The sequence below is a fragment of the Runella sp. CRIBMP genome, from assembly GCF_009905605.1.
GTDB lineage: Bacteria > Bacteroidota > Bacteroidia > Cytophagales > Spirosomataceae > Runella.
Genome location: NZ_JAAAKZ010000007.1, coordinates 121,136 through 144,811 on the forward strand (window position 1 = coordinate 121,136; position 23,676 = coordinate 144,811).

The 23,676-nt window shown below is 44.8% G+C and carries 21 protein-coding genes; 13 read left to right on the forward strand and 8 right to left on the reverse strand.

All coding sequences use genetic code 11. The features are described from left to right. Positions 1-76 precede the first annotated feature (76 nt). The 8 genes from GVN20_RS18055 to GVN20_RS18090 all read left to right on the forward strand — a co-directional run bounded on the left by GVN20_RS18055 (position 77) and on the right by GVN20_RS18090 (position 8,911). Entirely contained in the window at positions 77-1,267 is a 1,191-nt protein-coding gene (locus GVN20_RS18055; protein WP_166559683.1) for an esterase, read from the forward strand. Between the two features lie 76 nt (positions 1,268-1,343). Continuing rightward, complete coding sequence (locus tag GVN20_RS18060; RefSeq protein WP_166559684.1) at positions 1,344-2,342, forward strand: sugar phosphate isomerase/epimerase; 999 nt, start codon at positions 1,344-1,346, stop codon at positions 2,340-2,342. Between the two features lie 116 nt (positions 2,343-2,458). Next, the gene (locus tag GVN20_RS18065; protein WP_166559685.1) at positions 2,459-3,487 is read left to right on the forward strand and encodes an alpha/beta hydrolase family protein; all 1,029 of its coding nucleotides are present in this window, start codon (positions 2,459-2,461) and stop codon (positions 3,485-3,487) included. Between the two features lie 64 nt (positions 3,488-3,551). Continuing rightward, the gene (locus GVN20_RS18070; protein ID WP_229599120.1) at positions 3,552-5,132 is read left to right on the forward strand and encodes a sulfatase; all 1,581 of its coding nucleotides are present in this window, start codon (positions 3,552-3,554) and stop codon (positions 5,130-5,132) included. A gap of 144 nt (positions 5,133-5,276) precedes the next feature. After that, a complete protein-coding gene (locus GVN20_RS18075) occupies positions 5,277-6,572 on the forward strand; it encodes a CitMHS family transporter (protein ID WP_166559687.1) in 1,296 nt (431 codons plus the stop codon). Position 6,573: 1 nt separating this feature from the next. Continuing rightward, positions 6,574-7,242: a transposase gene (locus GVN20_RS18080; protein ID WP_229599109.1), complete on the forward strand. Its 669-nt coding sequence runs from the start codon at positions 6,574-6,576 to the stop codon at positions 7,240-7,242. Between the two features lie 2 nt (positions 7,243-7,244). Beyond that, on the forward strand, positions 7,245-8,603 hold the full coding sequence (locus GVN20_RS18085) for an acyclic terpene utilization AtuA family protein (RefSeq protein ID WP_166559688.1): 1,359 nt from the start codon (positions 7,245-7,247) through the stop codon (positions 8,601-8,603). Between the two features lie 2 nt (positions 8,604-8,605). Beyond that, on the forward strand, positions 8,606-8,911 hold the full coding sequence (locus tag GVN20_RS18090) for a hypothetical protein (RefSeq protein ID WP_166559689.1): 306 nt from the start codon (positions 8,606-8,608) through the stop codon (positions 8,909-8,911). A gap of 1 nt (position 8,912) precedes the next feature. On the opposite strand, the gene GVN20_RS18095 is transcribed toward GVN20_RS18090, so the two are convergent. Together GVN20_RS18095 and GVN20_RS18100 are read right to left on the reverse strand one after the other, a co-directional pair. After that, on the reverse strand, positions 8,913-10,109 hold the full coding sequence (locus tag GVN20_RS18095) for an MFS transporter (RefSeq protein ID WP_166559690.1): 1,197 nt from the start codon (positions 10,107-10,109) through the stop codon (positions 8,913-8,915). Between the two features lie 86 nt (positions 10,110-10,195). Beyond that, the gene (locus tag GVN20_RS18100) at positions 10,196-10,762 is read right to left on the reverse strand and encodes a Crp/Fnr family transcriptional regulator (protein WP_166559691.1); all 567 of its coding nucleotides are present in this window, start codon (positions 10,760-10,762) and stop codon (positions 10,196-10,198) included. A gap of 187 nt (positions 10,763-10,949) precedes the next feature. Here GVN20_RS18100 and GVN20_RS18105 point away from each other — a divergent pair, with 187 nt between their 5' ends. Continuing rightward, a complete protein-coding gene (locus GVN20_RS18105) occupies positions 10,950-11,627 on the forward strand; it encodes a potassium channel family protein (protein WP_166559692.1) in 678 nt (225 codons plus the stop codon). Between the two features lie 103 nt (positions 11,628-11,730). Here GVN20_RS18105 and GVN20_RS18110 read toward each other — a convergent pair whose 3' ends face one another. Beyond that, positions 11,731-13,770, reverse strand: a complete 2,040-nt coding sequence (locus GVN20_RS18110; RefSeq protein ID WP_166559693.1) for a glycoside hydrolase family 3 N-terminal domain-containing protein — start codon at positions 13,768-13,770, stop codon at positions 11,731-11,733. Positions 13,771-14,058: 288 nt separating this feature from the next. Here GVN20_RS18110 and GVN20_RS18115 point away from each other — a divergent pair, with 288 nt between their 5' ends. The 3 genes from GVN20_RS18115 (at position 14,059) to GVN20_RS18125 (ending at position 17,709) form a co-directional block, all read left to right on the forward strand. Beyond that, entirely contained in the window at positions 14,059-15,078 is a 1,020-nt protein-coding gene (locus tag GVN20_RS18115; RefSeq protein ID WP_166559694.1) for a LacI family DNA-binding transcriptional regulator, read from the forward strand. Positions 15,079-15,206: 128 nt separating this feature from the next. Further along, positions 15,207-16,772: a GDSL-type esterase/lipase family protein gene (locus GVN20_RS18120; protein ID WP_229599110.1), complete on the forward strand. Its 1,566-nt coding sequence runs from the start codon at positions 15,207-15,209 to the stop codon at positions 16,770-16,772. A 28-nt stretch (positions 16,773-16,800) separates the two neighbouring features. Beyond that, positions 16,801-17,709, forward strand: coding sequence for an AraC family transcriptional regulator (locus GVN20_RS18125; RefSeq protein ID WP_166559695.1), 909 nt, complete (start codon positions 16,801-16,803; stop codon positions 17,707-17,709). Positions 17,710-17,781: 72 nt separating this feature from the next. On the opposite strand, the gene GVN20_RS18130 is transcribed toward GVN20_RS18125, so the two are convergent. The 5 genes from GVN20_RS18130 to GVN20_RS18150 form a co-directional block, all read right to left on the reverse strand. Further along, on the reverse strand, positions 17,782-18,729 hold the full coding sequence (locus GVN20_RS18130) for an RraA family protein (protein WP_166559696.1): 948 nt from the start codon (positions 18,727-18,729) through the stop codon (positions 17,782-17,784). Positions 18,730-18,907: 178 nt separating this feature from the next. Further along, a complete protein-coding gene (locus GVN20_RS18135; RefSeq protein ID WP_166559697.1) occupies positions 18,908-19,654 on the reverse strand; it encodes a carbohydrate-binding domain-containing protein in 747 nt (248 codons plus the stop codon). Positions 19,655-19,687: 33 nt separating this feature from the next. Further along, positions 19,688-20,644 (reverse strand): sugar phosphate isomerase/epimerase, encoded by a 957-nt coding sequence (locus GVN20_RS18140; RefSeq protein WP_166559698.1) that lies wholly within the window; start codon positions 20,642-20,644, stop codon positions 19,688-19,690. Between the two features lie 66 nt (positions 20,645-20,710). Next, positions 20,711-21,706, reverse strand: a complete 996-nt coding sequence (gene mgrA, locus GVN20_RS18145) for an L-glyceraldehyde 3-phosphate reductase (protein WP_166559699.1) — start codon at positions 21,704-21,706, stop codon at positions 20,711-20,713. An 87-nt stretch (positions 21,707-21,793) separates the two neighbouring features. After that, positions 21,794-22,240 (reverse strand): heme-binding protein, encoded by a 447-nt coding sequence (locus tag GVN20_RS18150; protein ID WP_166559700.1) that lies wholly within the window; start codon positions 22,238-22,240, stop codon positions 21,794-21,796. A gap of 174 nt (positions 22,241-22,414) precedes the next feature. Here GVN20_RS18150 and GVN20_RS18155 point away from each other — a divergent pair, with 174 nt between their 5' ends. Further along, positions 22,415-23,431, forward strand: a complete 1,017-nt coding sequence (locus GVN20_RS18155) for a LacI family DNA-binding transcriptional regulator (protein WP_166559701.1) — start codon at positions 22,415-22,417, stop codon at positions 23,429-23,431. Positions 23,432-23,676: the final 245 nt, after the last annotated feature.

Consider the following 23,676-nt stretch of genomic DNA (forward strand, 5'->3'; position numbering starts at 1 on the left):
TCATTTAATGTTAAAAACGACATTGTTTATTCAAGAAAAAGGCAGATTCCACTCAATTAAACTTCCCTTTCAAAACATGAAAAAATCGTTTGTTTTACTTTTTAGCTTAGTATTGAGCCACTTAGCTTTTACGCAAGAAGCTCTTTTCAATGCCGCCGACCTAAAGTCGCCCGAAATCAATGCGGATAAAACGGTTACGTTCCGCTTTTTTGCCCCAAAAGCAGACTCTGTTTTTATAACAGGTGATTTTCTGCCTACCATGAAAGTCAAATCACGTTTTGGTTTGGTGGATGTGCCCAAACCTGCTTTGATGCAAAAAGATGCCAAAGGTGTCTGGACTTTTACTTCCGACGCCCTCGCCCCTGAATTGTATTCGTATTCGTTCACGGTGGACGGGCTTCGTAGCATCGACCCCAACAACCCGTTTTTAAACCGTGACGTAGCAACTGTTACTAATATTTTTATAGTCGGAGGGCCGCAGGCTGACTATTACAAGGTTAATGATATTCCTCACGGCAGTGTCACCCGACGTTGGTACGACTCACCAGGTCTGGGCATCGACCGCCGAATTACTATCTACACTCCCCCAGGTTATGAAAGTAGCAACGCTACCTATCCTGTGCTTTATTTATTACACGGCGCAGGTGGAGATGAAGAGGCTTGGATAGCCCTCGGACGCACTGCCCAAATCATGGATAATCTGATAGCCCAAGGCAAAGCAAAACCAATGATTGTGGTAATGCCCAACGGGAATGCCTCGCAAGATGCCGCCCCTGGCGAAGGGAACACAGGCTTCTACAAACCGCAATTTATGGCACCTCGTACCATGGAAGGCTCTTATGAAGCGGCTTTTATGGACATTGTAAAATTTGTAGAAAAAAACTACCGAGTGAATGCTAAAAAAGAAAGTAGAGCCATTTCGGGTTTATCCATGGGAGGCTTTCATTCAATGCACATTTCAAGATTTTATCCAAACACCTTCGACTACGTGGGCTTGTTTTCCGCTGCCATTATGCCTCGTGAAGATGCCACCGCAAAGGTGTATAGCAACATTGATGAAACCTTGAAAGTGCAAAAAGAAAACGGTACCAAGCTCTATTGGATAGCAATTGGTAAAACAGATTTTCTTTATCAAGCCAATGTAGATTTTCGTAAAAAATTAGATGGCATGGGTATGAAATACGAATATGTAGAATCGGAAGGTGGGCATATTTGGAGAAACTGGCGGGTATATTTAACCCAATTTGTTCCGAAATTATTTAATTAATCAGGAAAAGATAGGCACGTTTTTCTTTTATTAAAAACTTACAAAACCTTCATTCATTATCAAATCCCAATCATCAATGAATACACAAATATCCCGCCGCGATTTTATGGCAATGGCTTCGCTCACCGCAATGGGTGGATTAATGAATTTCAACAAAGCATGGGCATTAGGCGAGAAACCTAACTCTAAATTCAAAGGAGTTCAGATTGGGGCCATTACTTATTCGTTTCGCAGTATGCCCCACGACGTCGATAAATTAATCCAATTTTGCATTGATTCTAACCTGAGTGCCATCGAATTGATGGGAGATTCGGTGGAAGAATACGCTGGAAAACCAAAATCGCCGGTTCGGATGGGTCCCCCGCCCGCAGGAGGTGGACGCCCGCAACTGACCGACGAACAACGCGCTCAGTTGGCGGAGTACAACAAGCAGGTAGCCGAATGGCGCAGTACGGTTTCGATGGATAAATTTAAAGAGGTGCGTAAAAAATTCGACAAGGCAGGTATCTCTATCTATGCTTTCAAACCTAACGCTTTTGGGGTAAACAACACCGACGCCGAAGTAGAATACGGTATGAAAGTAGCCAAAGTCTTGGGAGCAACTTCGGTGACACTAGAACTACCCACCGATCCAAAACAGACGCAACGTTTGGGTGATTTGGGGGCTAAAAACAAGGTGTATGTAGGTTATCACAACCACACCCAAGCTACTGATACCCTGTGGGATAACGCACTAAGCCAATCTCCTTACAACTCTATCAATTTTGACTGTGGGCACTACCTTGCAGCGGGGGGCAAAAACACCAAAGAAGCGCTCATGAAATTTATCGAAAACAAACACGACCGTATTTCGACGATGCACCTCAAAGACCGCACTACGCCCGAACACGGCGCAGGCAACTTGGTTTGGGGAACGGGCGATACGCCTATTCGTGAAATATTGTTGATGATTCGTGACCGCAAATATAAATTCCCCGTTTCGGTGGAGCTTGAGTATCAAATTCCCGAAGGCTCGGATGCTGTCAAAGAAGTAGCAAAATGCGTTGCTTTTGCCAAAAATATTTTGATGAGCTAAGGCATTTTTTGTCAAACCGACGATGGGACGTGGACGCCCGTATGGGTATCTGCCGCTCCTACTCACCCTCCCGAAAGTTTTAAACTTTCGGGAGGTTTTTTTAATAAACTAACCCGATGAAAAAAATACTCTTTTTACTCCTAATCTTTAACTCCTCCGTCGGGGTGCAGGGAGCTTTTGCCCAATCTGGCAAAGTTGTCAGCTTTGTCCTCAACTCCCAAGCCCTACAAAACACAGGAGGCGAAGACCCTAATCGTAAGGTTTCAGTCTATCTTCCACCCAATTACGACGCATCTACGCAACGTTATCCCGTTATTTATTACTTGCACGGCTTCATGGGAAAAGACAATATTTTCCCCCAAATGCAAGCCATCCTCGACGAAGGCATCAAACGCAACAAAATTCGTCCCTTCATTTTTGTACAAGCCGATCATTACACACTTTACGAGGGTAGTTTTTACTCAAATTCATCATTGACTGGCAACTGGGATGAGTTTGAATCCAAAGAACTGGTCGAATACGTGGACAAAAATTTCCGAACCCTTGCCACTCGCGAAAGCCGTGGAATAGCAGGCCACTCGATGGGTGGTTACGGGGCGTTCAAGATTGGGATGTTGCATCCCGAAGTGTTTAGTAGCATCTATGCCCTAAGCCCAGGTTTATTGGCCATGGTCAAAGAATTTGGTCCCAACAGCCCCTCATTCAAAGAAGTTCAAAACGTAAAAACGCAAGAAGATTTAAAGAAAACCTATTATCCAAAAGTATTGGTGGCCGTAGGTCGTGCGTGGTCGCCAAACCCAAACAAACCACCGTTTTACTGTGATTTCCCATTTAGCTACGAAGGTGATAAAATGATAGTTAATCAGGCGGTTTTGGAGAAATGGGAAGCTAATATGCCTGTCTATATGGTCAACAAATACGCGGATAATCTACGAAAAATGACCGCTATTAAACTTGACTGGGGGCGAAATGACTCACCCCGTTTTCCCGTTCAAATTGGAATGCTGAGTCAGCGGTTAGAGAACTTGGGTATCAATCACTTTGCCGAAGAATACATTGGCGACCACGGCAATAAAATCTGGTCTCCAGACGGTCGTGTTTTGAATGATTTGTTACCGTTTTTTAATGATTATTTGAAATTTTGATAAGCTAGTATTCATGAAAAAAATCACCATTTCTATCGCTGCCGTGGCTGTTATTGCTATTGGTATGCTTTCATTCAGGCAAGCCTTCGAGAAAAATCGCCAACAGGCAACACGCCGTCCCAATATCGTCTTCATTATGTCAGACGACCATGCATATCAGGCGATTTCGGCGTATAGCAACCGACTTACCCAAACCCCCAACATCGACCGAATTGCCAAGGAAGGGATGCTTTTTAGCAATGCCTGTGTTACCAACTCCATTTGCGCGCCATCGAGAGCCGTGATTTTGACAGGAAAACACAGTCACTTAAACGGAAAAATCGACAATAATTTTCCGTTTGACACAACCAATATGACTTTCCCCCAGCTTCTTCAAGCCAATGGCTACGAGACGGCGATGTTCGGGAAATTACACTTTGGAAATAGTCCCAAAGGGTTTGACGAGTTTAAGATTTTGCCCGACCAAGGTGATTATTACAACCCTGACTTTATCACCAAAAAAGAGGGTAAAAAGAAAATTATGGGCTATGTCACAGACATCATCACCGACCTGACGCTCAACTGGCTCAAAAAAGAGCGTAACCCAGAAAAACCGTTCTTTTTGGCTTATTTGCATAAAGCGCCTCACCGCGAATGGCTTCCTGCCGAACGCCACTTCAAGGAATTTATCAACAAAAAATTTCCTGAACCTGCCACGCTTTTTGACAATTATGAAGGTCGCGGAAGTGCCTCTAAGCAAGCCGAAATGAACCTTCTAACGCACATGAACTGGGCGGGTGATTCTAAAATCAAGCCCGAAAACATGGATAAATTGGGCATCAAAGAGTCGCATCCCTACGATAAACGTAATTATAACTACACCGTTGGTCGAATGAATGCCGAACAGCGCAAAGTGTGGGATGCAACCTACGACAAAATGAACGAAGAGTTCATCAAAAATTATCCCAAAATGAGTGAAACCGACAAAATGAAATGGCGGTACCAGCGCTACATGCAAGATTATTTGGGCTGTATCGCCTCGGTAGATGAAGGCGTCGGCAAGGTTTTAGACTTTTTGAAAGAGAATGGCTTGGAAGAAAATACCATTGTCGTTTACACCTCCGACCAAGGTTTTTATTTGGGTGAGCACGGCTGGTTTGACAAGCGCTTTATTTTTGATGAATCGTTCAAAACTCCTTTGTTAATAAAGTGGCCTGGTGTGATAAAAGCAGGGTCAAAAAATAGCCAAATGGTTCAAAATCTGGACTATGCCCAAACGTTTTTGGAGGCTGCGGGTGTAAAACCTCCTGCTGATATGCAGGGCGAAAGCCTGATTCCTATTTTTAAGGGCCAAGGCAAAAATTTCAGGGATGCGGCTTATTACCATTATTACGAATATCCAGGTATTCACATGGTAAAACGCCACTACGGAATCGTAACCGAAAAATATAAATTGGTTCATTTTTATCATGATGTGGATGAGTGGGAGCTATATGACCGTGCCAATGATAAAAATGAGCTTAAAAACGTTTATAACGACCCCAAATATGCCAAGATAAAAACAGAAATGCACAAAAAATTGGCTGATCTCCGTGTCAAATACAAAGACTCCGAAGCATTGGATAAAATGTATATTGAGAAATACAAAGCGTTGAAGAGAGGTTAGGGTCAAATCTTACGATTAAAATTGTTTGAGGAGCAATCTCATTTCCCCTATCAGGCATCTGCTTTGTTAAAAGATTGTGATGAGATTTCAAAAATAGCAGGAGCAATTCTTTAAACACTAAAAAACAAAAACTCTTAATTATCAATGCTTTCCATCCTCGGTTTTGCTACGATTCTTGTCTTTTTGGTGCTAATTATGACAAAAAAAATGTCGGTGATGACAGCCTTGGTCATTACACCCATTGTTTTTGGATTGTTGGCGGGTTTCCAGCCCAAAGAGCTCGGCGATTTTGCCTTGGCGGGTATCAAGCAAGTAGCACCCACAGGGGTACTGTTGATGTTTGCAGTGTTGTACTTTGCCACCATGCTCGATGCGGGATTGTTTGACCCCGTCATTACGGCCATCATTAAATCGGTAAAAGGCGACCCTTTAAAGGTAATCGTTGGGACGGCTATTTTGACCATGATTGTCCACCTCGACGGCGACGGTACGGCGACATTTATGATTGTGTTATCGGCATTTTTGCCTATTTACAAACAATTGAAAATCAACCGAAAAATCTTGGCGAGCATCGTAGCATTGAGCGTTGGGCCGTTGCATTTGGTTCCGTGGTCGGGTACATCTGCTCGTGCCATTTCGACGCTCAAAAGCGATGCCGTTCACATTTTTAACCCCAACATTCCTGCCATTGTAGCAGGCATTAGTTGGGTGCTTTTTGTTGCGTATTTATTTGGGAAAAGAGAAAGAAAACGCCTCGGAATTATTGAATTTGAATACAGTCACAAGGGTAATCTAAGTACAGAACAACATTATTTACGTCGCCCAAAACTACTTGTCCTCAACGCTATTTTGACCATTGCGCTTATTGTAGCCTTGACCAAAGGATGGCTTCCCGCTCCCGTTTTATTTGTGATTGCTAGTATGATTGCATTACTTATCAATTACCCCAAACTTGCCGACCAACAAAAGGTTGTCAAAAGCCACGGCACCAATATATTTTTGGTATCAAGCATGATTTTTGCTGCAGGCGTCTTCTCTGGAATCTTGACGGGTGCTAAAATGATTGATGCCATGGCCAATTCTTTGGTAGCGCTCATTCCTCAACAACACGCTAGTTGGCTACCTACCTTGACTGCGCTCACGAGCTTGCCTGCAAGCATTCTTTTTACTCCTGATGCCTACTACTTTGGCGTGGTTCCCATTTTGAGCCAAACCGCTACCCAATTTGGGCTAGACCCTCTCGAAATTGGGCGAGCAGCCTTGCTGGGGCAAATGACCGTTGGCTTTCCCATCAGTCCGCTCACGGCTTCTACGTTTCTGCTAGTTGGCCTTGCCGAGGTAGATTTAGGCGAACACCAACGCCACACGTTTTTCTGGGCGTGGGGTACTACGATTGTGATGACGTTGATGGCGCTGTTAACGGGGTCGATTCATTTGTAAAATGATTGCCGTAATGATGGAAAAATTTCAAAATAGATACCGTATTGCGTCGGCACGTGCATCGTGGTGGGATTACGGGTGGAATGGCGCTTATTTTATTACCATTTGTACCAAAAATCGCGAGCACTTTTTTGGTAAAATTGTCGATGGTAAAATGCAATTATCGTCCATCGGTGTCCTCGCCGACGTATTTTGGCATGAAATTAAAAACCATGCAAAAAATATTGAATTAGGCGCATTTGTGGTTATGCCAAATCATATTCATGGGGTTTTGATTCTGGATAAAACTGAAAATGAACCGTTTATCAACAATGTCATTGGCGATAACGTCGGTAATAACGATAACGTCCGTAATAACGTAGAGACAAGGCATGCCTTGTCTCTACAACCGCCAATACAATCACCAATACAACCGCAATCGCCCGTCCAACAACGGTTTCAAAATCAGGGACAAAATACCGTTTCGTCTATTGTTGGTTCCTATAAATCTGCTGTTACAAAACACTGTAATCGGCTGCAACTAACCGATAATGAGGGGGTTGTGTTTGGTTGGCAATCCAGGTTTCATGACCATATTATCCGAAATGATGCCGAATACCAGCGAATCAATGATTATATCGAAAACAATCCCAAAAATTGGGATAACGATAAATTTCATACCGGCAAATAACAATGAAAAATCAAATCAGAATAGGTTGCGGGGCAGGTTTTTCAGGTGATAGACTCGAACCTGCCATGATTTTGGCCGAACAGGGAAATTTAGATTATTTGGTGTTAGAATGTTTGGCCGAACGCACGATTGCCCTTGCCCAAAAACGAAAACTTGCTGATCCCGCCAAAGGCTACGACCCGTTACTGGAACGTCGCATTGAAGGGTTGTTGCCCCTTTTGGTTAAAAACAACGTTCGCCTCATTACCAACATGGGAGCCGCCAACCCTATGGAAGGCGCAAAGAAAATTATCGAAATTGCTAACAAACAAGGAATTCTTATAAAAGTAGCGGCCGTCATCGGCGACGAGTTGAGTGATGAGTTAAAAGAGATGAGTGATGAGATTTCTAAATTTAATAATGAAGATTTTGCCATAAACCTTATTAAAAACCACTCATCTCTTAACCCTCTATTCTCCCCACTCATTTCGGCCAATGCGTACATGGGTGTAGAAGGAATTTTGGAAGCGTTACAATCAGAAGCAAATATCATTATTACGGGAAGAGTTGCTGATCCATCGTTGTTTTTAGCACCGATGATACACGAGTTTGGTTGGGCTACCGACGATTACAATCTGCTAGGACAAGGAACGGTTGTAGGGCATTTGTTGGAATGTGCGGGGCAAGTGACTGGGGGGTATTTTGCCGACCCAATCACAAAACCTGTGACTAACATGGACACCTTGGGGCACCCCTTTGCCGATATTTTTTCCGACGGTTCGGCCATCATCAGCAAGGTAGAAGGTACAGGCGGAGTAGTAAATTTGGCTACCGTCAAAGAACAATTACTGTACGAGGTCGTCAACCCTTTTGCCTACCTTACGCCTGATGTCTCGGCAAATTTCACCACGGTTCATTTAGAACAAATCGCTGAAAATCAAGTCAAAGTATGGGGTGGAACAGGCCACGAAAAACCTTCGACACTCAAAGTAAGCGTAGGTTTTCAGGCTGGTTTTCTGGGTGAAGGCGAAATTTCGTACGCGGGTCAAAATGCACTCGCTCGGGCAAGATTGGCTGGCGATACCCTTGAAAAAAGGCTCAAAGCCGATTTTCCCGATTTGCGAACAGATTACGTCGGGGTCTCAGCCATCCACCGTACCGATTTTGCACACCAAATTGAACCTTATGAAGTGAGATTACGAGTAGCGGCCAATGCTGATACCGCCCAAAAAGCTGCCCTGATTGGCGAAGAAGTAGAAGCCCTTTACACCAACGGTCCAGCGGGCGGAGGCGGCGCTAGGAAATACGTCACCGAGCTCGTCGGTATTGTATCGGTTTTGGTGGATAGAAATAAAGTGATTCCAGAAGTGATAATATTTTGAATATGAAGCTCTACCACATTGCCCACAGCCGTGCAGGAGATAAAGGCAATATCTCTACCCTCTCGCTGATTCCGTATGATGCAAAAGATTATGAATTTTTGTGCCAAAAAGTAACGGTAGAAAGAGTGAAAGAACATTTAAAAGAAATCGTTTTTGGCGAAATAATTCGGTACGAAATGCCCCATATTTCGTCGTTGTTGTTTGTTTGTCAAGATGCCTTATTGACAGGAGTAACGACCTCTTTGGCCATAGATACCCACGGAAAAGCGTTGAGTTATGCGTTGTTAGAAATGGAGATTGAGCCATAGTTTACCTCATCCTGAATAAAATCACAAAAGCTGAAAGGGCGGTCAAACCACCGACGCCAACGATGGATGCATCAATCCCCAGCGAATCGGCGATGATACCCGTGAGCAAAGCCCCGATGGCATAGCCTAAATCTCGCCAAAATCGAAAAGTGCCCAGACTTTCGGCGCGTTGGAGGGGATTGGTATAATCAGAAATGGCGTTCAGAAAAGTGGGATAAACCAGTGCCGTTCCCATGCCTAAAAATATTCCAATCAGTGTGAATTGGAGAAAGTTACTGGCCCAAATCAACGCCACGATACCAGCGGCTTGGAGGAGCATTCCCCAAAATAGGAGCATTTTCTTGGCGTAAATGTCAGAAAGTTTGCCCGTAATCAACTGACTCAATCCCCAAACCGAGGGGTAAATGGCGGTCAAAATGCCAATTTGGGCGGGGGTAAAGTGCTTGGTTAGCAGAAGCAACGGCAATATTCCCCAAATCATGCCGTCGTTGAGGTTGTTGATTAAACCCGCTTGGGTAATGGCACTCAATGATTTATGACGAAAGGTAGTGTCCCAAAACGGACTTTTTAGCGTTGGAATACTGCTTTTTTTGTTTTCCTTAGAAACATGCTGACGCGTATCTTTGACAAACAACAAAGTCAGGACTAAACCCACGGTGGCAAACCCAATACCCAAATAAAAAGGATACGGCCTAACTCCATAACGTTCAGCAATATAGCCCGTCAGGAAGGCTACCAGCCCTACCGAAAGATAACCCGAAAACTCGTTGATGCCGACCGCCAGTCCCCGATTTTTGTCGCCGACGAGGTCAATTTTCATCATCACCGCCGCGCTCCAACTCAAACCTTGATTTATACCTAACAGGATATTGCCAAGCACAATCCATGACCAACTAGGTGCGGAAATCAGGATAAACGGCACGGGTAAGGCAAACAGCCACCCAATCACCAGTAACCTTTTTCGTCCCAACGAGTTGGCGAGTTTACCCGTAAAATAGTTAACAATGGCTTTCGTAATGCCAAACGTAACGATGAATGATAAAAGCGCGGTTTTGGAAGCGATGCCAAATTCTTGCTCGGCGAGTTGCGGCAGAATCGAGCGTTCAAGCCCAATCATACCGCCCACAAAGGCATTTATGATGACCAAAAGTGCAAACTGCCGTCCATTTTCTTTGAGTCCTAATTGAATGGTTTCCATGCGAGGATGTTAATTTCCCCACAAAGGTCAGCCCCTAAAAAACGTATTCCTTTTACATTTGTTAAATAATCGAGACGTCAACGAGGTTATTTGAGGGTGGCGCGAATTCGGCTGAGACTCACTTGCGTAATGCCCAGATAAGACGCAATGTATTTGAGCGGCACGCGTCGTAGGAGGTCGGGGGCTTCGTGCAGGAGGGCTGAATAGCGCTCTTCGGCGGTATGAAATTGCAGACTTTCCATACGATTTACGGTTTCGACGTAGCCTTTTTCGAAGATTTTTCGAAAGAGCCGCTCAATAGACGGGTGAATATCGTACAGCCGGAAAAGTTGGGTTGCATTGATGGCGATAAGCTCGGCATCTTCAATGATTTGGATGGCCTTACGCGACGGTTTTGTGGTAAAAAGACTCTCTACGCGGGCAATAATGCTGTTTTCAAAAGAGAACGACTCCGTGATGTCGATGCCGTCTTTGTAATAATAAATGCGCGCAATACCCTTTTTTACAAAGTAAATGGTGCGGCAGGTATGCCCGATGGGTTGTAATTCTTCGTTTTTTTTGAGATGAATCACCGAACATATCTCTCGAATCGCTTCTTGTGCATCGGTCGAGATGGGTTGAAATTGGGCAAAAAAACGAAAAAGTGTCTCCATCTTGTAAAGATAATGGAAGGAGCCAAATGTGTGAACAAAGAAGAAATGGAAGAACCATTGAAGATGCGCTCGTTGGACCGTAAAATAGAAAAATAAACACTTTTTCGGAGGGAGAAAGTAGATAAAGGAGTGGGTAGGTATTTTATTTTTTAATGAAAGAGATTCTAACATTTATCATTATTTTACGATGAAAGAAGCCGATACCCCCCGACCTACAAACAGATTAGGGCTTTTGAATTTGCTGGTGCTGGTGCTTTCTATTTATGTCTTAGGCGCACTGACCATTGATACGGTTTATGTATTGCCCAAAGAAACATCATTGTTGCTAAACTACATCGACAATACCATTTGCGTTTTTTTCTTTGTGGAATTCTGCATCCGATTTTATCAAGCCGAAAACAAACGAAAGTTTATGCGTTGGGGTTGGATTGACCTCATTTCCAGCATTCCGATGGTTGATTTTTTGCGGGCTGGAAGGCTATTACGGCTCATCAGATTGTTGCGCCTCATTCGCGCTTTTCGGTCTATTCATCAGTTGCTTCACCACCTTTTTCATAACAAAGCGCAGGGCGCGTTCACTTCCGTTTCAATTCTTGCGGTTTTGCTGATTATTTTTTCGGCCATCGGTATTTTGCAGGTTGAAAAAGACCCCAATAGCAACATCAAAACCGCCGAAGATGCACTTTGGTGGGCATATGTTACTATCACAACCGTAGGCTATGGCGATAAATACCCCGTCACGACCGAGGGTAGGCTGATTGCGGTGGTTTTAATGACGGGTGGGGTAGGCCTTTTTGGGACTTTCACGGCCTATGTTGCATCGTGGTTTGTCATTCATCCCACCAACAAAGAAGAAGAGAAATGATTGGGCAAAAAAGACTTTCCAAGTTTAATTAATTGCTTGAGCGTAAATCTGGGGAGTGTGTCGGCGGACCGACTGACGCATTCCCCAGATTTATGCGAAACCCCTAATAGCTCAACCCATCCCCAAATTTAAAGAGTGCATAGCCCTTGTTTTCGAGATGGCCCGGTACGTCTGACTTGTTTTCGACCACGGCCTGTTCAGAAATGGGCGTCGAAAATGGCATCTTGCCCGTGGGCTTAAATGCTCCACTTATGATGTCAATCAAGGCATCGGGTGTGGTGCCGAAGGTAGCCAAAACGGTCTTGGTATTATCCATGTCTAATTCATTAATCACCCATGGACTGGTATAGTTGATGGCCACAATGGTGGGTTTGCTTTTGATAAGTTCGTTGACGTGAGCCACATCGATTTTGTTTTTGGAAAGGCTCAATTCAATTGGTTTGCCAGCAGAACTGAACAGACTTCCGCCGCTCGGAATCAGCCACAGCAGCACTGCATCGGCTTCATCTTTGGTAGCCACAAACTCAATCGTGGGGTGGGTAGAGGTTGGTTTATAGACCGTTACTGGGTTGGGCGTGCGTCCGTTGTTGTAGTAGGTTTCAAAATAAACTTTCGTGTGGCGCGCAGTGGTTTGGGCTTTGAGAGGCAGCAGTTTGGCGTCGTTGCGGAGCAACACGATGGACTTGCGCAAGGCCAGATCGCCTTTTTTCTGAAATTCGGCATTGCCTACTATTTTAGAGGCGGCCTCGGTATCCACATACGGATTTTCAAAAAGGCCCAGTTCAAATTTTTCTTTTAATAGTCGGCTGATGGATTCGTTGATTCGCTCTTCTTTTACCAAGCCTTTTTTGACCGTTTCCAACAAAATAGCGGGGTCGGCACCGCCCGAAAAAATATCAACGCCGGCGTCGATGGCTTTTTGGTAGCGCTCAATAATCGTGAGGTTTTCTACGCCCCAAGGCATCATGTCAATTGGGCCAGTATCGGAGTTGATAATGCCTTTGAAGCCGAGTTTTTTACGTAATAAATCGTTGATAATGGCTTTGTTGTACGAAAATCCCACGGCTTCCATATTCTTGTCTTTGGGTGCCGAATAGTACGGCATGATGGAAGAAGTGCCCGCTTCGATGGCTGCTTTGAAAGGCTTCAAGTGGTACTCAAACATCCCGCCTGGATAATGCGCAAACTTGCCCCACTCAAAGTGTGAATCCTGGCCGTCGACCTGCGGACCGCCGCCGGGGAAGTGTTTTGTGGTCATCGCGACCGAGTTTTTGCCCAGTTTGGTGCCTTGAAAACCCAGCACAATTTCGCGAATCATGTTGGCCGACAAATCGGCATCTTCACCAAAAGTGCCTTCCACGCGTTGCCAGCGGGGTTCGGTGGCCAAATCGGCCATGTACATATAGCCTTTGCGCAAGCCCACCGCCGACCATTCTTGGGCGGCAATTTCGGCAAATTCACGGGTAAGTTTCAGGTCCCGCATGGCCGCCATACCCAATTCGCCAGGCCATTTAGAAAATACCGTCGTGCCCACGCTCAAGCCGACAGAGGCGTCAATCGTCACGTGGTTGCGTGGGTTTGACGCGACAATGGCAGGAATGCCCAAACGGGAGGTTTCGCACAACGCCTGTAAATTATTGGCCCAATCAGCCATGATTTTGGCGGAAGTGTTGGCCCGTAAAATAAAATGACGCAGGTGGAAATTCATAACCCCTTTGGTGGTACCCGCCGCCGACATCATTGGCGTAGGCAAAGGCTTGCGGGTAAACATATTATTTGGTTGTACTAAATCTTCTTCATTGAAATCACTCGTAATTTCTCCCCTAGTTGCATTAGCCTGAAACGCCTGATCACCTTTTAAACGCGTTGTACTGATAATCATGAAGCCGATTTTTTCCTCCATCGTCATCTGAGAAATCAAGTCGTTGATTCTGACCTCGTTGGACAATCGCCAGTCTTCGTATTTATCGAGTTTGCCGTTTTTATTTAAATCTTTAAATTGTAATCCGTTAACGGTCAGTAACTTTGCTGAACGGTATCCGAGAGACGGCTGCGTTTTTATCTGCGCCCAAACAGCGTTGGAAGCAAACAACAGCACTCCCAAAAGAAGCGAGGGCGTAGAGAGCAATTTAGTAGATTTCATAGGTTATGCGTTTTTGAAGTTGAGGTTTAACGTAAGTATAATTAAACCAAGGTACAGTTTGAACGATTCGGGAATTTATCCCAATTTTTTTGTTGATTTTATGTCTATTAGGGTGTATTTACAAGAAAATATATGTTTATTTTTAAAAATCTTAACGCAAACGTTCCCGAAAACGATTGCGTCAATCAGAACATTTCAATAAAAAATGTAAAAATACCTAACTGCCTTGTTGTATTTATTTTTTTCTGATTTGGAGAAAAATATGACTTTTTTAAGATAGTACCTAAGATGAAAAAAACAACCATCAAAGATATTGCCCGGGAACTCAACGTTTCGACCTCTACGGTTTCGAGGGCGTTGCGCGACAGCTATGAAATCGGAGCCGAGACCAAACAGCGGGTATTGGAACTGGCACAGCGGCTCGACTATACGCCAGACCCCGTGGCGTTGAGCCTGTTGAGTAGCCACAGCAACGACATTGGGGTGATTGTGCCCGATATTTCCAATCCTTTTTTTGCCCTGGTGATTGCGGGTATTGAAGATGTGGCTTTTGCCCAAGGCTATCACGTAGTGATTTATCAAAGCCACGACAACTACGAACGTGAGGTGATGAACGTCAGGCACATTGCCAATCGTCGTAAAGATGGGATGTTGGTTTCGTTGGCTACCGGAACCCAAGATTATGCCCACTTCAAGAGTCTCCACGATCAAGGATTTCCCATTGTGTTTTTTGACCGTATTTGTGACGAAATAGATACCCATAAAGTATCGGTAGATGATTTTGAAGGGGCTTATCAAGCCACCGAGCACTTGATAAAACAGGGTTGTAAAACAATCGCGCATATCTCTGGGCCGCCCAATTTACTCATCAGCCGCCGTCGATTGCACGGCTATCGGTCGGCGTTGCTTGACTATAAAATACCCATTATGGAGGACATCATTATGTCGTCTGAATACAACTCGCAGGAAGCCCTCGTCATTACACGTAGGTTGCTGAGTGGCTCGGTCAAAGTAGACGGCATTTTTGCCTCTAGCGACAACATCGCCATCGGTTCTCACGCGGCCATTACAGAAGCAGGACTATCCATGCCGCACGATATTGCGCTGATTGGGTTTTCGGATTTGCCCATCACTGGCCTGCTCAATCCCGCCTTGAGTACCGTAGCGCAGCCTGCGTTTGAGATGGGGCGCTCCGCGGCTGAATTGCTGATTAATCTGATCAAAAATCCCAAAAACGACAGGATTTCGATTTCTAATGTTTTGAGAACGGGCTTGGTTATCAGAGAATCCTCCTTGAGGATTCAATAAACTAAGTTGATTTATATCAGGCAGAATGTCCTAAAATGGATTGAATTTGTCGACAATTGATTGCTTTTCCCTACAATTTTTGCTTAATTAACCGCAATTTTGTACAAAAAAAACACTTAAAAATACCAATGAAATTAGCTATCTACACGCTTATTACCCTTCTAACCCTGACGGGAGCAACGGGATATACCCAACAAGTAATCCAATTGTATGAGGGAAAAGCGCCCGGCTCTGAAAGTTGGACGTGGGGAGAAAAGGAAAGCGTGAACAATGCCTTCAAGACCAGAACGGTTTATAACGTATCGCAACCCACGTTGACTGCTTATTTGCCCAAGCCGGAAATCGCGACGGGAACGGCGGTGATTGTGGCTCCGGGCGGGGCTTTTCACATTCTTTCCATCGATAGCGAAGGTATTGAGGTGGCCAAATGGTTGAATTCCAAAGGTGTGGCGGCATTTGTGCTTAAATATCGACTGGTGCGAAGCGTCACCGACGACCCCGTGGCGGAACTGATGCCCAAAATGCGGGATTTTAAGAAGCTCGACGAAGAAAACGCCCCCGTGGTAGAAATGGCCGTAGCCGATGGCAAAAAAGCGATAGAATATGTGAGAACACACGCCAAGGAGCTAGATATTTTGCCCAACCAAATCGGGATTATGGGCTTCTCGGCGGGTGGAGCGTTGACGTTGGGTGTGGGATTGAGCTACACCGCCGCCAACCGTCCAGATTTTATTGCGCCGATTTATCCCAAAACGGATATTTTTGGGGAGATAAAAGTGCCTGCCGATGCCCCACCAGCGTGGATTTGCGCCGCTTCCGACGACCAACTGGGCTTTGCTCCGCACGCCACGGCTTTGTATGATGCGTGGATTGCGGCCAAAAAAATCGCAGAATTACATATTTACCAAAAAGGAGGACATGGTTTTGGCATGAACAAACAAAAAATCCCCACCGATACTTGGTATGAGCGCTTTGGAGATTGGATGAAATTGCAGGGTTACCTTAAAAAACTGCGTCCTTCCGCGTTGGATTTGAAATATTCAGAAGAGCAAATTGCGAGTTTTCAACGCAACGACTGGGCGTATTTGAGCCGCTATGCCGATGCCAATAAAAAGCTGCCCGCCCCTAAAGCCGATGAAAATCGGGTGGTATTTCTAGGGAATTCCATCACTGAAGGTTGGGTGAACAAACAACCTGAGTTTTTTGCCAAAGGCAACTACATCGGTCGGGGCATTAGCGGGCAGACCTCGCCGCAAGCGTTGTTGCGGTTTCGACCCGATGTGGTAGAATTGAAACCAAAAGTGGTGGTTATCAACATCGGTATTAACGATATTGCTGAAAATACAGGCCCATACAACCCCGAATTTACGCTGGGAAACATCGCTTCTATGGTCGAAATTGCAAAGGCTAACCAAATCAAAGTCGTGCTGGCGTCGGTGCACCCCGCGTTTGAGTTTCCGTGGCGGAAGGAAATTGCGGATGTTCCCAATAAAATTATTCAACTAAACGAACGCTTAAAAGCGTATGCTCAAAAGAATGGGTTGGTGTATTTGGATTATCATACCGCGATGAAAGACGGTCGTAATGGCATGAGCCCAGACATTGCCGGCGATGGCGTGCATCCAACCTTAAAAGGCTACCAAATCATGGCTCCGCTGGCCGAGAAGGCAATAGAGGAGGCGTTGAAAAAATAGGATTGGCAAGATTTAAACAAATTGATGCGTGAAAAACAGTACTGTTCCGATACTGAACCCGTTTGAAATGGGACAAATCCATTTTGACGCTCAGTTGGCGTGGCAAACGTTGTTTACGTCGACGCATCATTTTTTTCACATCAATCGCCTCGAAGAATACAAAGACATGATGAAGTTTCCGCTGCCGCCGCACCGGAAAATGGTCTTTGATTTTGTGTTTTTGACGAGCGGAACCAGCGTCAGGAGCAAGGGGTTGGACAGTTATCAATTTGGGGCCAATACGTTTTTCTTTTTGCCCGCCTACCAGATTACCGCGCACAAATCCCTAAGTTTGGATGCTAAAGGCTTTTACTGTCACTTCGATAGCGAGGTTTTGACCAAAAACTTTCAATCCAAAGACCTGTTTGCCGACTATTCATTTCTGCAATTTATTGGTAATCCGTTGGTGACCATCGACGAAGAAACCACGCAAACAATTTTATTTATTCTGCACCGGCTCGAAAAAGAATACAAAAAAAGTGATTCGCCCGATTTTAGCATTGTGCAGGGGTATTTGCTGGCGTTGATGTCGGAAATCAGACCGTTTGTGAAAACCGAGCAAAAAGTAAAAATCAACGCGGCTTCGCAGATTACGGAAAAATACAAAAGTGCGCTAGCACAGTATAGTTATCAAAAACAAAAAATCAGGGATTATGCCGATATTCTTTCGGTGACGCCCAACCACCTCAACAAGTGCGTAAAGGCCACAACGGGCAAATCTGCCCACGAGTTGCTCGATGATATGCTCCTACTGGAAGCCAAGGTAATGCTCAAACAGACGGGGCTTTCGATTGCCGAAGTCGCTTTCCGAATCGGGAAAACTGAACTGAGTGATTTTGGTCGTTTCTTTAAACAAAAAACGGGATTTACCCCGGGAGAATACCGCAAAAAGGATTGAAAAGAAGGGCGTGTTTGAGAGAATTCAGATAGGGCTATACGAGGTTGAGAATAGCCCTATCCGAACAATACATTATTTTTTAGCTTCCAAATACGCATTCAATTCTTTGCGGGGCATGGGAAGTTTGTTGTCGGGTAGGCTACGCAAATAATCATGAAATTCTTTGTTCATCTGAGGGGTATAATCGCTATCTATTTGGCCGGTTGTCCAATCGCCAGCCTTGTTGCGCATGATGCCGTATACGTGACGAAGGTTGCTTATTTCTGCTTCCAGTACGATTCCTTCTACCAAATAGGCGGGTAGAAAAAGGGTGCCATAGGGGCTGGCATACACCACATCGCCAGGCAAAACGGTGGCATCGCCGATTCGGATGGGGGCATTGATTGAGGTCAACATCACTTCATTGATGGCCGAAGGGTGATTACCCAAAATCCAACCGTTAAATCCTTCTACCTTCTGGATTTCTTGCAAATTTCGTACGCTGCCCCAAAATACCACGCCCCGTTTTGATTTTGAGTAAATAGAGTTGGCCAATCGGTCGCCAATCAATGTCCCCTCATTCATTTTTGCAAAACCATCGGCCACGTACACATCTCCATCTTTAAGCATCTCAATAGGCCATACGTTTGACAGTGCCTTGTCGCCGTGGCCTTCGGCCAGTCCCACTTTTCGGATAACATCCCCAAAATCGGGCCGTTGTGGCATGTATTGAGCCGTCACCGCCCGTCCAGTCATGATGGTATTTTTGTCGGGGTTGACCATCATCCAATTTCCTTGGTATTGGTTATTAAATTTGTGCTTTTTTAAACCACCCCAAGCGTGGGTCAACACCACCTTTTTGAGCCTTTCCAGTAAATCGTCTGATACATAGGGCCTTCCGTCGGGAAGTCTCTCTCCTTTCCATTGTTGGGTAAGGGAGATGATGTATTCGCGATTCATCGCAACCCTGTTGTATTGGGCATGGGCATCATTGCAGATAAGAGCAGTAAAGATGAATAAACCAGAAAGAACACGTCGCATAGTTATGGATTTAGAGGTTTGTTTGGCTACCTACATTGTAATACTTAATGGTACTAAATTTACTGTTTTGTGAACCCTGAAATTGAAAATATTTCTTGGTATTGTATAGTTTTTGAGCAACGCCTTCACTTTCAGGCTGTCAGAAAATCGTACCCCTTTGTAGTGACGGGTTGGGGGGTTACTTTGCCCCCTGAATTTTTTTATCAACCAACGTAAATTCGAAATAGGCGAAGTTGTTGCCTTTGTTGTAATGAAAGGTCAACAGGTGAAGCCCAGGTTTAGAGAAAGAAATAGTGCCGATTTCGCCCTTATTCCAATGGTGAAAATTGCCCGTATTCAACGGAAGTTTGCAGATAGTAGCAGTTGTTTGATTTATGTCAAAGGAGATTTTTGAGTCACTGTTGGCGTATAGCGCGTCGATTTTATACTTGCCTGCTATCTTGACATCCACTGTATAATTGAGCCACTCGTTATCTTCCGTCCAGCCGACATAGAACTGATTTACTTCGGGGGTGTAATAGTTGTTGAGGTGATTGAAGTCGGCAAAGTCTTTGGTATAAGAAACATCAACTGCTTCCTCATTCCTAAACGCCCATTCGTACTGCGTAGCATGAGGGCGCTGGTGGCGGGGGGCCAAGTTGAGTCCACCGCTGCCTCGGTTTTCGGTTTCGAAGTCATGGTAAGCCACGCCTTCACCGCCCAAGTCATAGAAAGCACATTCGAGTTTTCCAGGAATTACCTGCGCCCTCCCCGTGTGGGTGGAATCTACGAAGGGGCGGCCTTTGTAATTGGCTGGAACAGATGATTGTATGGGGTTGGAATTAAGTCGGTCTTCTCTCAATTTCTCCTGAGCCAAGCCAGAGAAAACCAAAAAAATGAACAGTGTGCCAAAAACGGCGAGACGAAGAGTGCTTTTCTTTTTCATGAGCAGTTACCTTATCCGGTCAGAATTGTTTCCTTATTTGTAGACTTCCTGAATGGCCACATCTAACTCTTTCAGCATTGCAGGGACCAACGCAAAAGGGTCGTATGATTTGCCGCGCACGGACAGGGTTTCAATGGGCAAATAGCCCTTGTATCCGCCCTTTTTTATAATCTGAACCAAGCGCTTATAATCCGTCGGAACTTCGCTGCCCAGTCCGAAAACACTTTCTTTGACCTGCCAATTAATGGCATACGGCACAACGGCGGCAATGTCTTGATAAGGGTCTTTGGTTTTGAAATTGCCGGTATCCACGATCAGTCCGGTCCATTTGGAGTTCACCGCGTCCAGCACATAGATGCATTGCTCGGCCGTTTGCAGCATATCTCCATGATTTTGGATGCCGATTTTGACCCCGTATTTTTCCCCGTAAACGGCACATTCTTTATAACATTCGATCATCCATCCGGCCACTTCCTTCCATTTGTGTTCGTAGCCTTTGGGAATCTCGCCCGAAAACACCCGCACCACTGGAGCCCCCATTTTAGAAGCCGCTACAATCCAGTTTTTGGCAAGTTGCACACCTTCCGCGCGTACTTTAGGGTCGGGAGAGGCAAAGTTATTCCGTATCCCGGTACCGCTGATCCTAATTCCCAATTCCGCGGCCCGGTCCCTGAATTTTTGTAAGTATTCATCGGAAGGCACTTCTGGATAGGTGGGAAAGAAATAAGCCGTAGGGTCAAGCGCTTTGATGTGTTGGGTGGCACACCAATCAAGCAGGTTAAACAAAGTGTATACCTGATTTTTGTTGCGGGCATCGCGAGCGGTGAGCAAATCGCTGAACGAATAGGCATTCAAGGTCGCGATAACTGGTTTTTCTCCGCTTTTATTTTTTTGTGCCAACGTCGGGAAACCACCGATACAGCATACGATGGTTAGCAGACTCAATACGAAACAGGCGCGCTTTGTGGCTGTCTTGAAATAGTGATTCATGGATGTACGAGTTTAAAAGTTTGGGTATTGACACATGCGCTGGAATGACACTCAAGCCCTTTGCGGCTATTTCAGAATTTCATTGATTTTCGCCAATTCTTCTTGCGTAAACGAATAGTTTTCGAGACAACGGATAGAGTCCAGCACCTGAGTGGGCTTACTTACCCCGATCAAGACCGAACTGATACGTTTGTCTTTCAGTATCCATGCAAGCGCCATTTGGGCTAGATTTTGCCCGCGTTGTTCGGCCAGTACGTTCAATTGACGTACTTTATTGATTTTTTCGTCAGATACGTGGTCTTCCTCAATCGCTCCGTTGCCGCGATTGCTTGAGGCCCTTGAACCCTGGGGTATTCCCTTTAAGTATTTATTGGTCAACAGCCCTTGGGCAAGGGGAGAAAAGGGTATACAGCCTACGCCATTTTGATCAAGCACATCCAACAGCCCATCTTCCACCCAGCGGTCAAACATGGAATATTTGGGTTGATGAATGAGGCAGGGTGTGCCCAATTGTTTCAGGATTTCGATGGCTTTGGCGGCTTCTTCTGGTTGATAGCTCGATATACCCACATAGAGGGCTTTTCCCTGCCGCACCATCAGGTCGAGGGTGGTCATGGTTTCTTCCAGAGGCGTTTCGGGGTCGGGGCGGTGATGATAAAAAATATCTACATAGTCAAGACTCATCCGTTTTAAACTTTGGTCAAGGCTGGCCACTAAGTATTTTTTTGAGCCCCAATCGCCGTAAGGACCAGGCCACATTCCCCAGCCGGCCTTGGTCGAAACAATCAGCTCGTCGCGGTAAGCAGTAAAATCATCCTTGAAAATCTTGCCAAAATTCTCTTCGGCTGAGCCTGCTGGTGGACCGTAATTATTGGCTAAATCAAAATGGGTAATGCCATTGTCGAAAGCTACCCGCAAGATATTCCGGGCGTTGTCCAACACATCAATATGTCCAAAATTGTGCCAGAGGCCAAGCGAAATGGCGGGCAATTTTAATCCGCTGTTGCCACATCGACGGTATTCCATTGACTGATACCGTTGCTCATTGGGTAGGTACTGCATTTAAAAATGGGGTTATTTAGAATATATTTAATTACGCAAAGGTTCAAGGTGCTTATGGTCAGTGTTTTAATACAGTATATTTTTGTCTTACCGTTCGGTATCTGCCACTGATTTTACCATTGTTTCAAGGTCTACTACGCCCCTGAAGCCGCTAAAACCCACCGAAAGTATTGTTCCATATTGTAGGGTAATTGGCTGGCCACCTTCCCAGCCAATGAGGTCAGGGGCTTCGATGCCGTTGGCGTTTTCAGCTACTTCTTTATTGAAGACCATTCGCTCGTATTCGCCAGTTTTTACGCCCGTAAGCCATACTTGGCTGGCTTTTATCCAAGCTATTTTGTACGATTGTCGAAGCCTTGCTTTATTGGTTCCAAACATTTTTCCGTGGACTTGCCCATCTTCGTCAATGATGCAGACCGCCAAATTGCCGTTTGAGATGCATTTCTCCTCTGGTATTTCCATGTATAGCGGAATCAATTTTTCAATGGCATCAAAAATCTTAGGGATGATTACCGACATTTCTTGGGTTTGCATTTCTTATGATTGTCTAAAATTGTTGTAATATTCAAGGAAAAAATAATGCAAATGTCGGATTCAGAAGTATTTATTTACGACAACGTTGTCGTAGGTTTTTGAAAAAAAAACAGAATAGTAATCACCTTTGCGGTAAGTTCCACTCAGGGCTGATGGAAATAAAAATGAGTTAACATGAATCTTAAACAACTTGCCAAAGAGCTGAATCTGTCGTTTTCGACGGTCTCAAAAGCTTTGCGTGACAGTCACGAAATAAGTACCGATACCAAAAAACGGGTACTTGCCAAAGCCAAAGAATTGAACTATCAGGTCAATCCCTTGGCCAGTAGTTTTCGCAAACAGAAAAGCCTGACTATTGCGGTGGTTATTCCCGAAGTGGTCAACGATTTTTTTGGTCCAGTTATTAACGGCATTGAGTCTATTGCGCAGGAAAAAGGCTACCATGTGCTCATATACCTGACGCACGAGGATATGCAAAAAGAGGTGGCGATTACGCAGCTTTTGCAAAATGGGCGGGTGGATGGAATCATGATGTCGTTGTCGGAGCAAACCTCGGAGACAACGCACTTAGAGGCCTTAAAAGAAAAAGGGATACCCCTCGTTTTTTTTGACCGAACCGTTGACCAACCCGACGCCCCGAAAGTGACGACCGACGACTACAACTGTGGCATCAAAGCCACCGAACACCTCATCGAAAATGGATGTAAACAAATCGCTTTTCTCTCCATTTCCCAACACCTTTCGATCAGCAACAAACGAATGAACGGGTATTTGGAAGCGTTAAAAAAGAATAATATAAAGTCTGATAGTGCCCTGCTTGTATCTTGCGACAGTCATGATGCGAAAAATAATGAGCGAATCCAAGAATTGTTAAAAAGAGAAAACAGGCCTGACGGTATCTTTGCCTCCGTGGAAAAACTGGCGATTTCGACTTATAAAATATGCGAAGCGTTACGATTGAATATTCCGAATGATGTGAAAATTATTACGTTTTCTAACTCTTATACCGCCCCTTTTTTGAACCCTTCTTTAACCACCGTTACCCAGCCTGCGTATGAAATGGGCCGAGAAGCTGCCGCTGTTCTTTTTAAGTTGATTGAGAAAAAAAAGCCAGCTTCTCCTATGGAAAATATAGTATTAAACTCAGTACTGATTGCCAGAAATTCAACAAAAAGCGAATTAGCCCGTTAGGAAGACTTGAAAAGAGAAAGCATTTGCCGTCTACAGAGCAGTTAGTCCTTTTTTTATATTAGAATAAAAGGGATTGAGAGATGTTTGGCCTCATTTACTATAAAATAAAGCCTTTAATCTTGTAAAATACAAAAAAATGGATTGATTTTGCGGATTAATGGCGTCTTTTAGACTAACGCTAACGTGTTTATTTATTGAAACTTTGCATTGAAAAATAGAACTATTTAAAGCAGTATTCAATCTTA

Coding starts and splice junctions, on each gene's coding strand:
- GVN20_RS18150 (WP_166559700.1), bottom strand. CDS start 22,240: ATGCAAACCCAAGAAATGTCGGTAATCATCCCTAAGATTTTTGATGCC.
- GVN20_RS18085 (WP_166559688.1), top strand. CDS start 7,245: ATGAAAAATCAAATCAGAATAGGTTGCGGGGCAGGTTTTTCAGGTGAT.
- GVN20_RS18060 (WP_166559684.1), top strand. CDS start 1,344: ATGAATACACAAATATCCCGCCGCGATTTTATGGCAATGGCTTCGCTC.
- GVN20_RS18090 (WP_166559689.1), top strand. CDS start 8,606: ATGAAGCTCTACCACATTGCCCACAGCCGTGCAGGAGATAAAGGCAAT.
- GVN20_RS18105 (WP_166559692.1), top strand. CDS start 10,950: ATGAAAGAAGCCGATACCCCCCGACCTACAAACAGATTAGGGCTTTTG.
- GVN20_RS18130 (WP_166559696.1), bottom strand. CDS start 18,729: ATGCGACGTGTTCTTTCTGGTTTATTCATCTTTACTGCTCTTATCTGC.
- GVN20_RS18075 (WP_166559687.1), top strand. CDS start 5,277: ATGCTTTCCATCCTCGGTTTTGCTACGATTCTTGTCTTTTTGGTGCTA.
- mgrA (WP_166559699.1), bottom strand. CDS start 21,706: ATGCAGTACCTACCCAATGAGCAACGGTATCAGTCAATGGAATACCGT.
- GVN20_RS18115 (WP_166559694.1), top strand. CDS start 14,059: ATGAAAAAAACAACCATCAAAGATATTGCCCGGGAACTCAACGTTTCG.
- GVN20_RS18135 (WP_166559697.1), bottom strand. CDS start 19,654: ATGAAAAAGAAAAGCACTCTTCGTCTCGCCGTTTTTGGCACACTGTTC.
- GVN20_RS18055 (WP_166559683.1), top strand. CDS start 77: ATGAAAAAATCGTTTGTTTTACTTTTTAGCTTAGTATTGAGCCACTTA.
- GVN20_RS18065 (WP_166559685.1), top strand. CDS start 2,459: ATGAAAAAAATACTCTTTTTACTCCTAATCTTTAACTCCTCCGTCGGG.
- GVN20_RS18080 (WP_229599109.1), top strand. CDS start 6,574: ATGATTGCCGTAATGATGGAAAAATTTCAAAATAGATACCGTATTGCG.
- GVN20_RS18110 (WP_166559693.1), bottom strand. CDS start 13,770: ATGAAATCTACTAAATTGCTCTCTACGCCCTCGCTTCTTTTGGGAGTG.
- GVN20_RS18155 (WP_166559701.1), top strand. CDS start 22,415: ATGAATCTTAAACAACTTGCCAAAGAGCTGAATCTGTCGTTTTCGACG.
- GVN20_RS18095 (WP_166559690.1), bottom strand. CDS start 10,109: ATGGAAACCATTCAATTAGGACTCAAAGAAAATGGACGGCAGTTTGCA.
- GVN20_RS18140 (WP_166559698.1), bottom strand. CDS start 20,644: ATGAATCACTATTTCAAGACAGCCACAAAGCGCGCCTGTTTCGTATTG.
- GVN20_RS18070 (WP_229599120.1), top strand. CDS start 3,552: ATGCTTTCATTCAGGCAAGCCTTCGAGAAAAATCGCCAACAGGCAACA.
- GVN20_RS18100 (WP_166559691.1), bottom strand. CDS start 10,762: ATGGAGACACTTTTTCGTTTTTTTGCCCAATTTCAACCCATCTCGACC.
- GVN20_RS18120 (WP_229599110.1), top strand. CDS start 15,207: ATGAAATTAGCTATCTACACGCTTATTACCCTTCTAACCCTGACGGGA.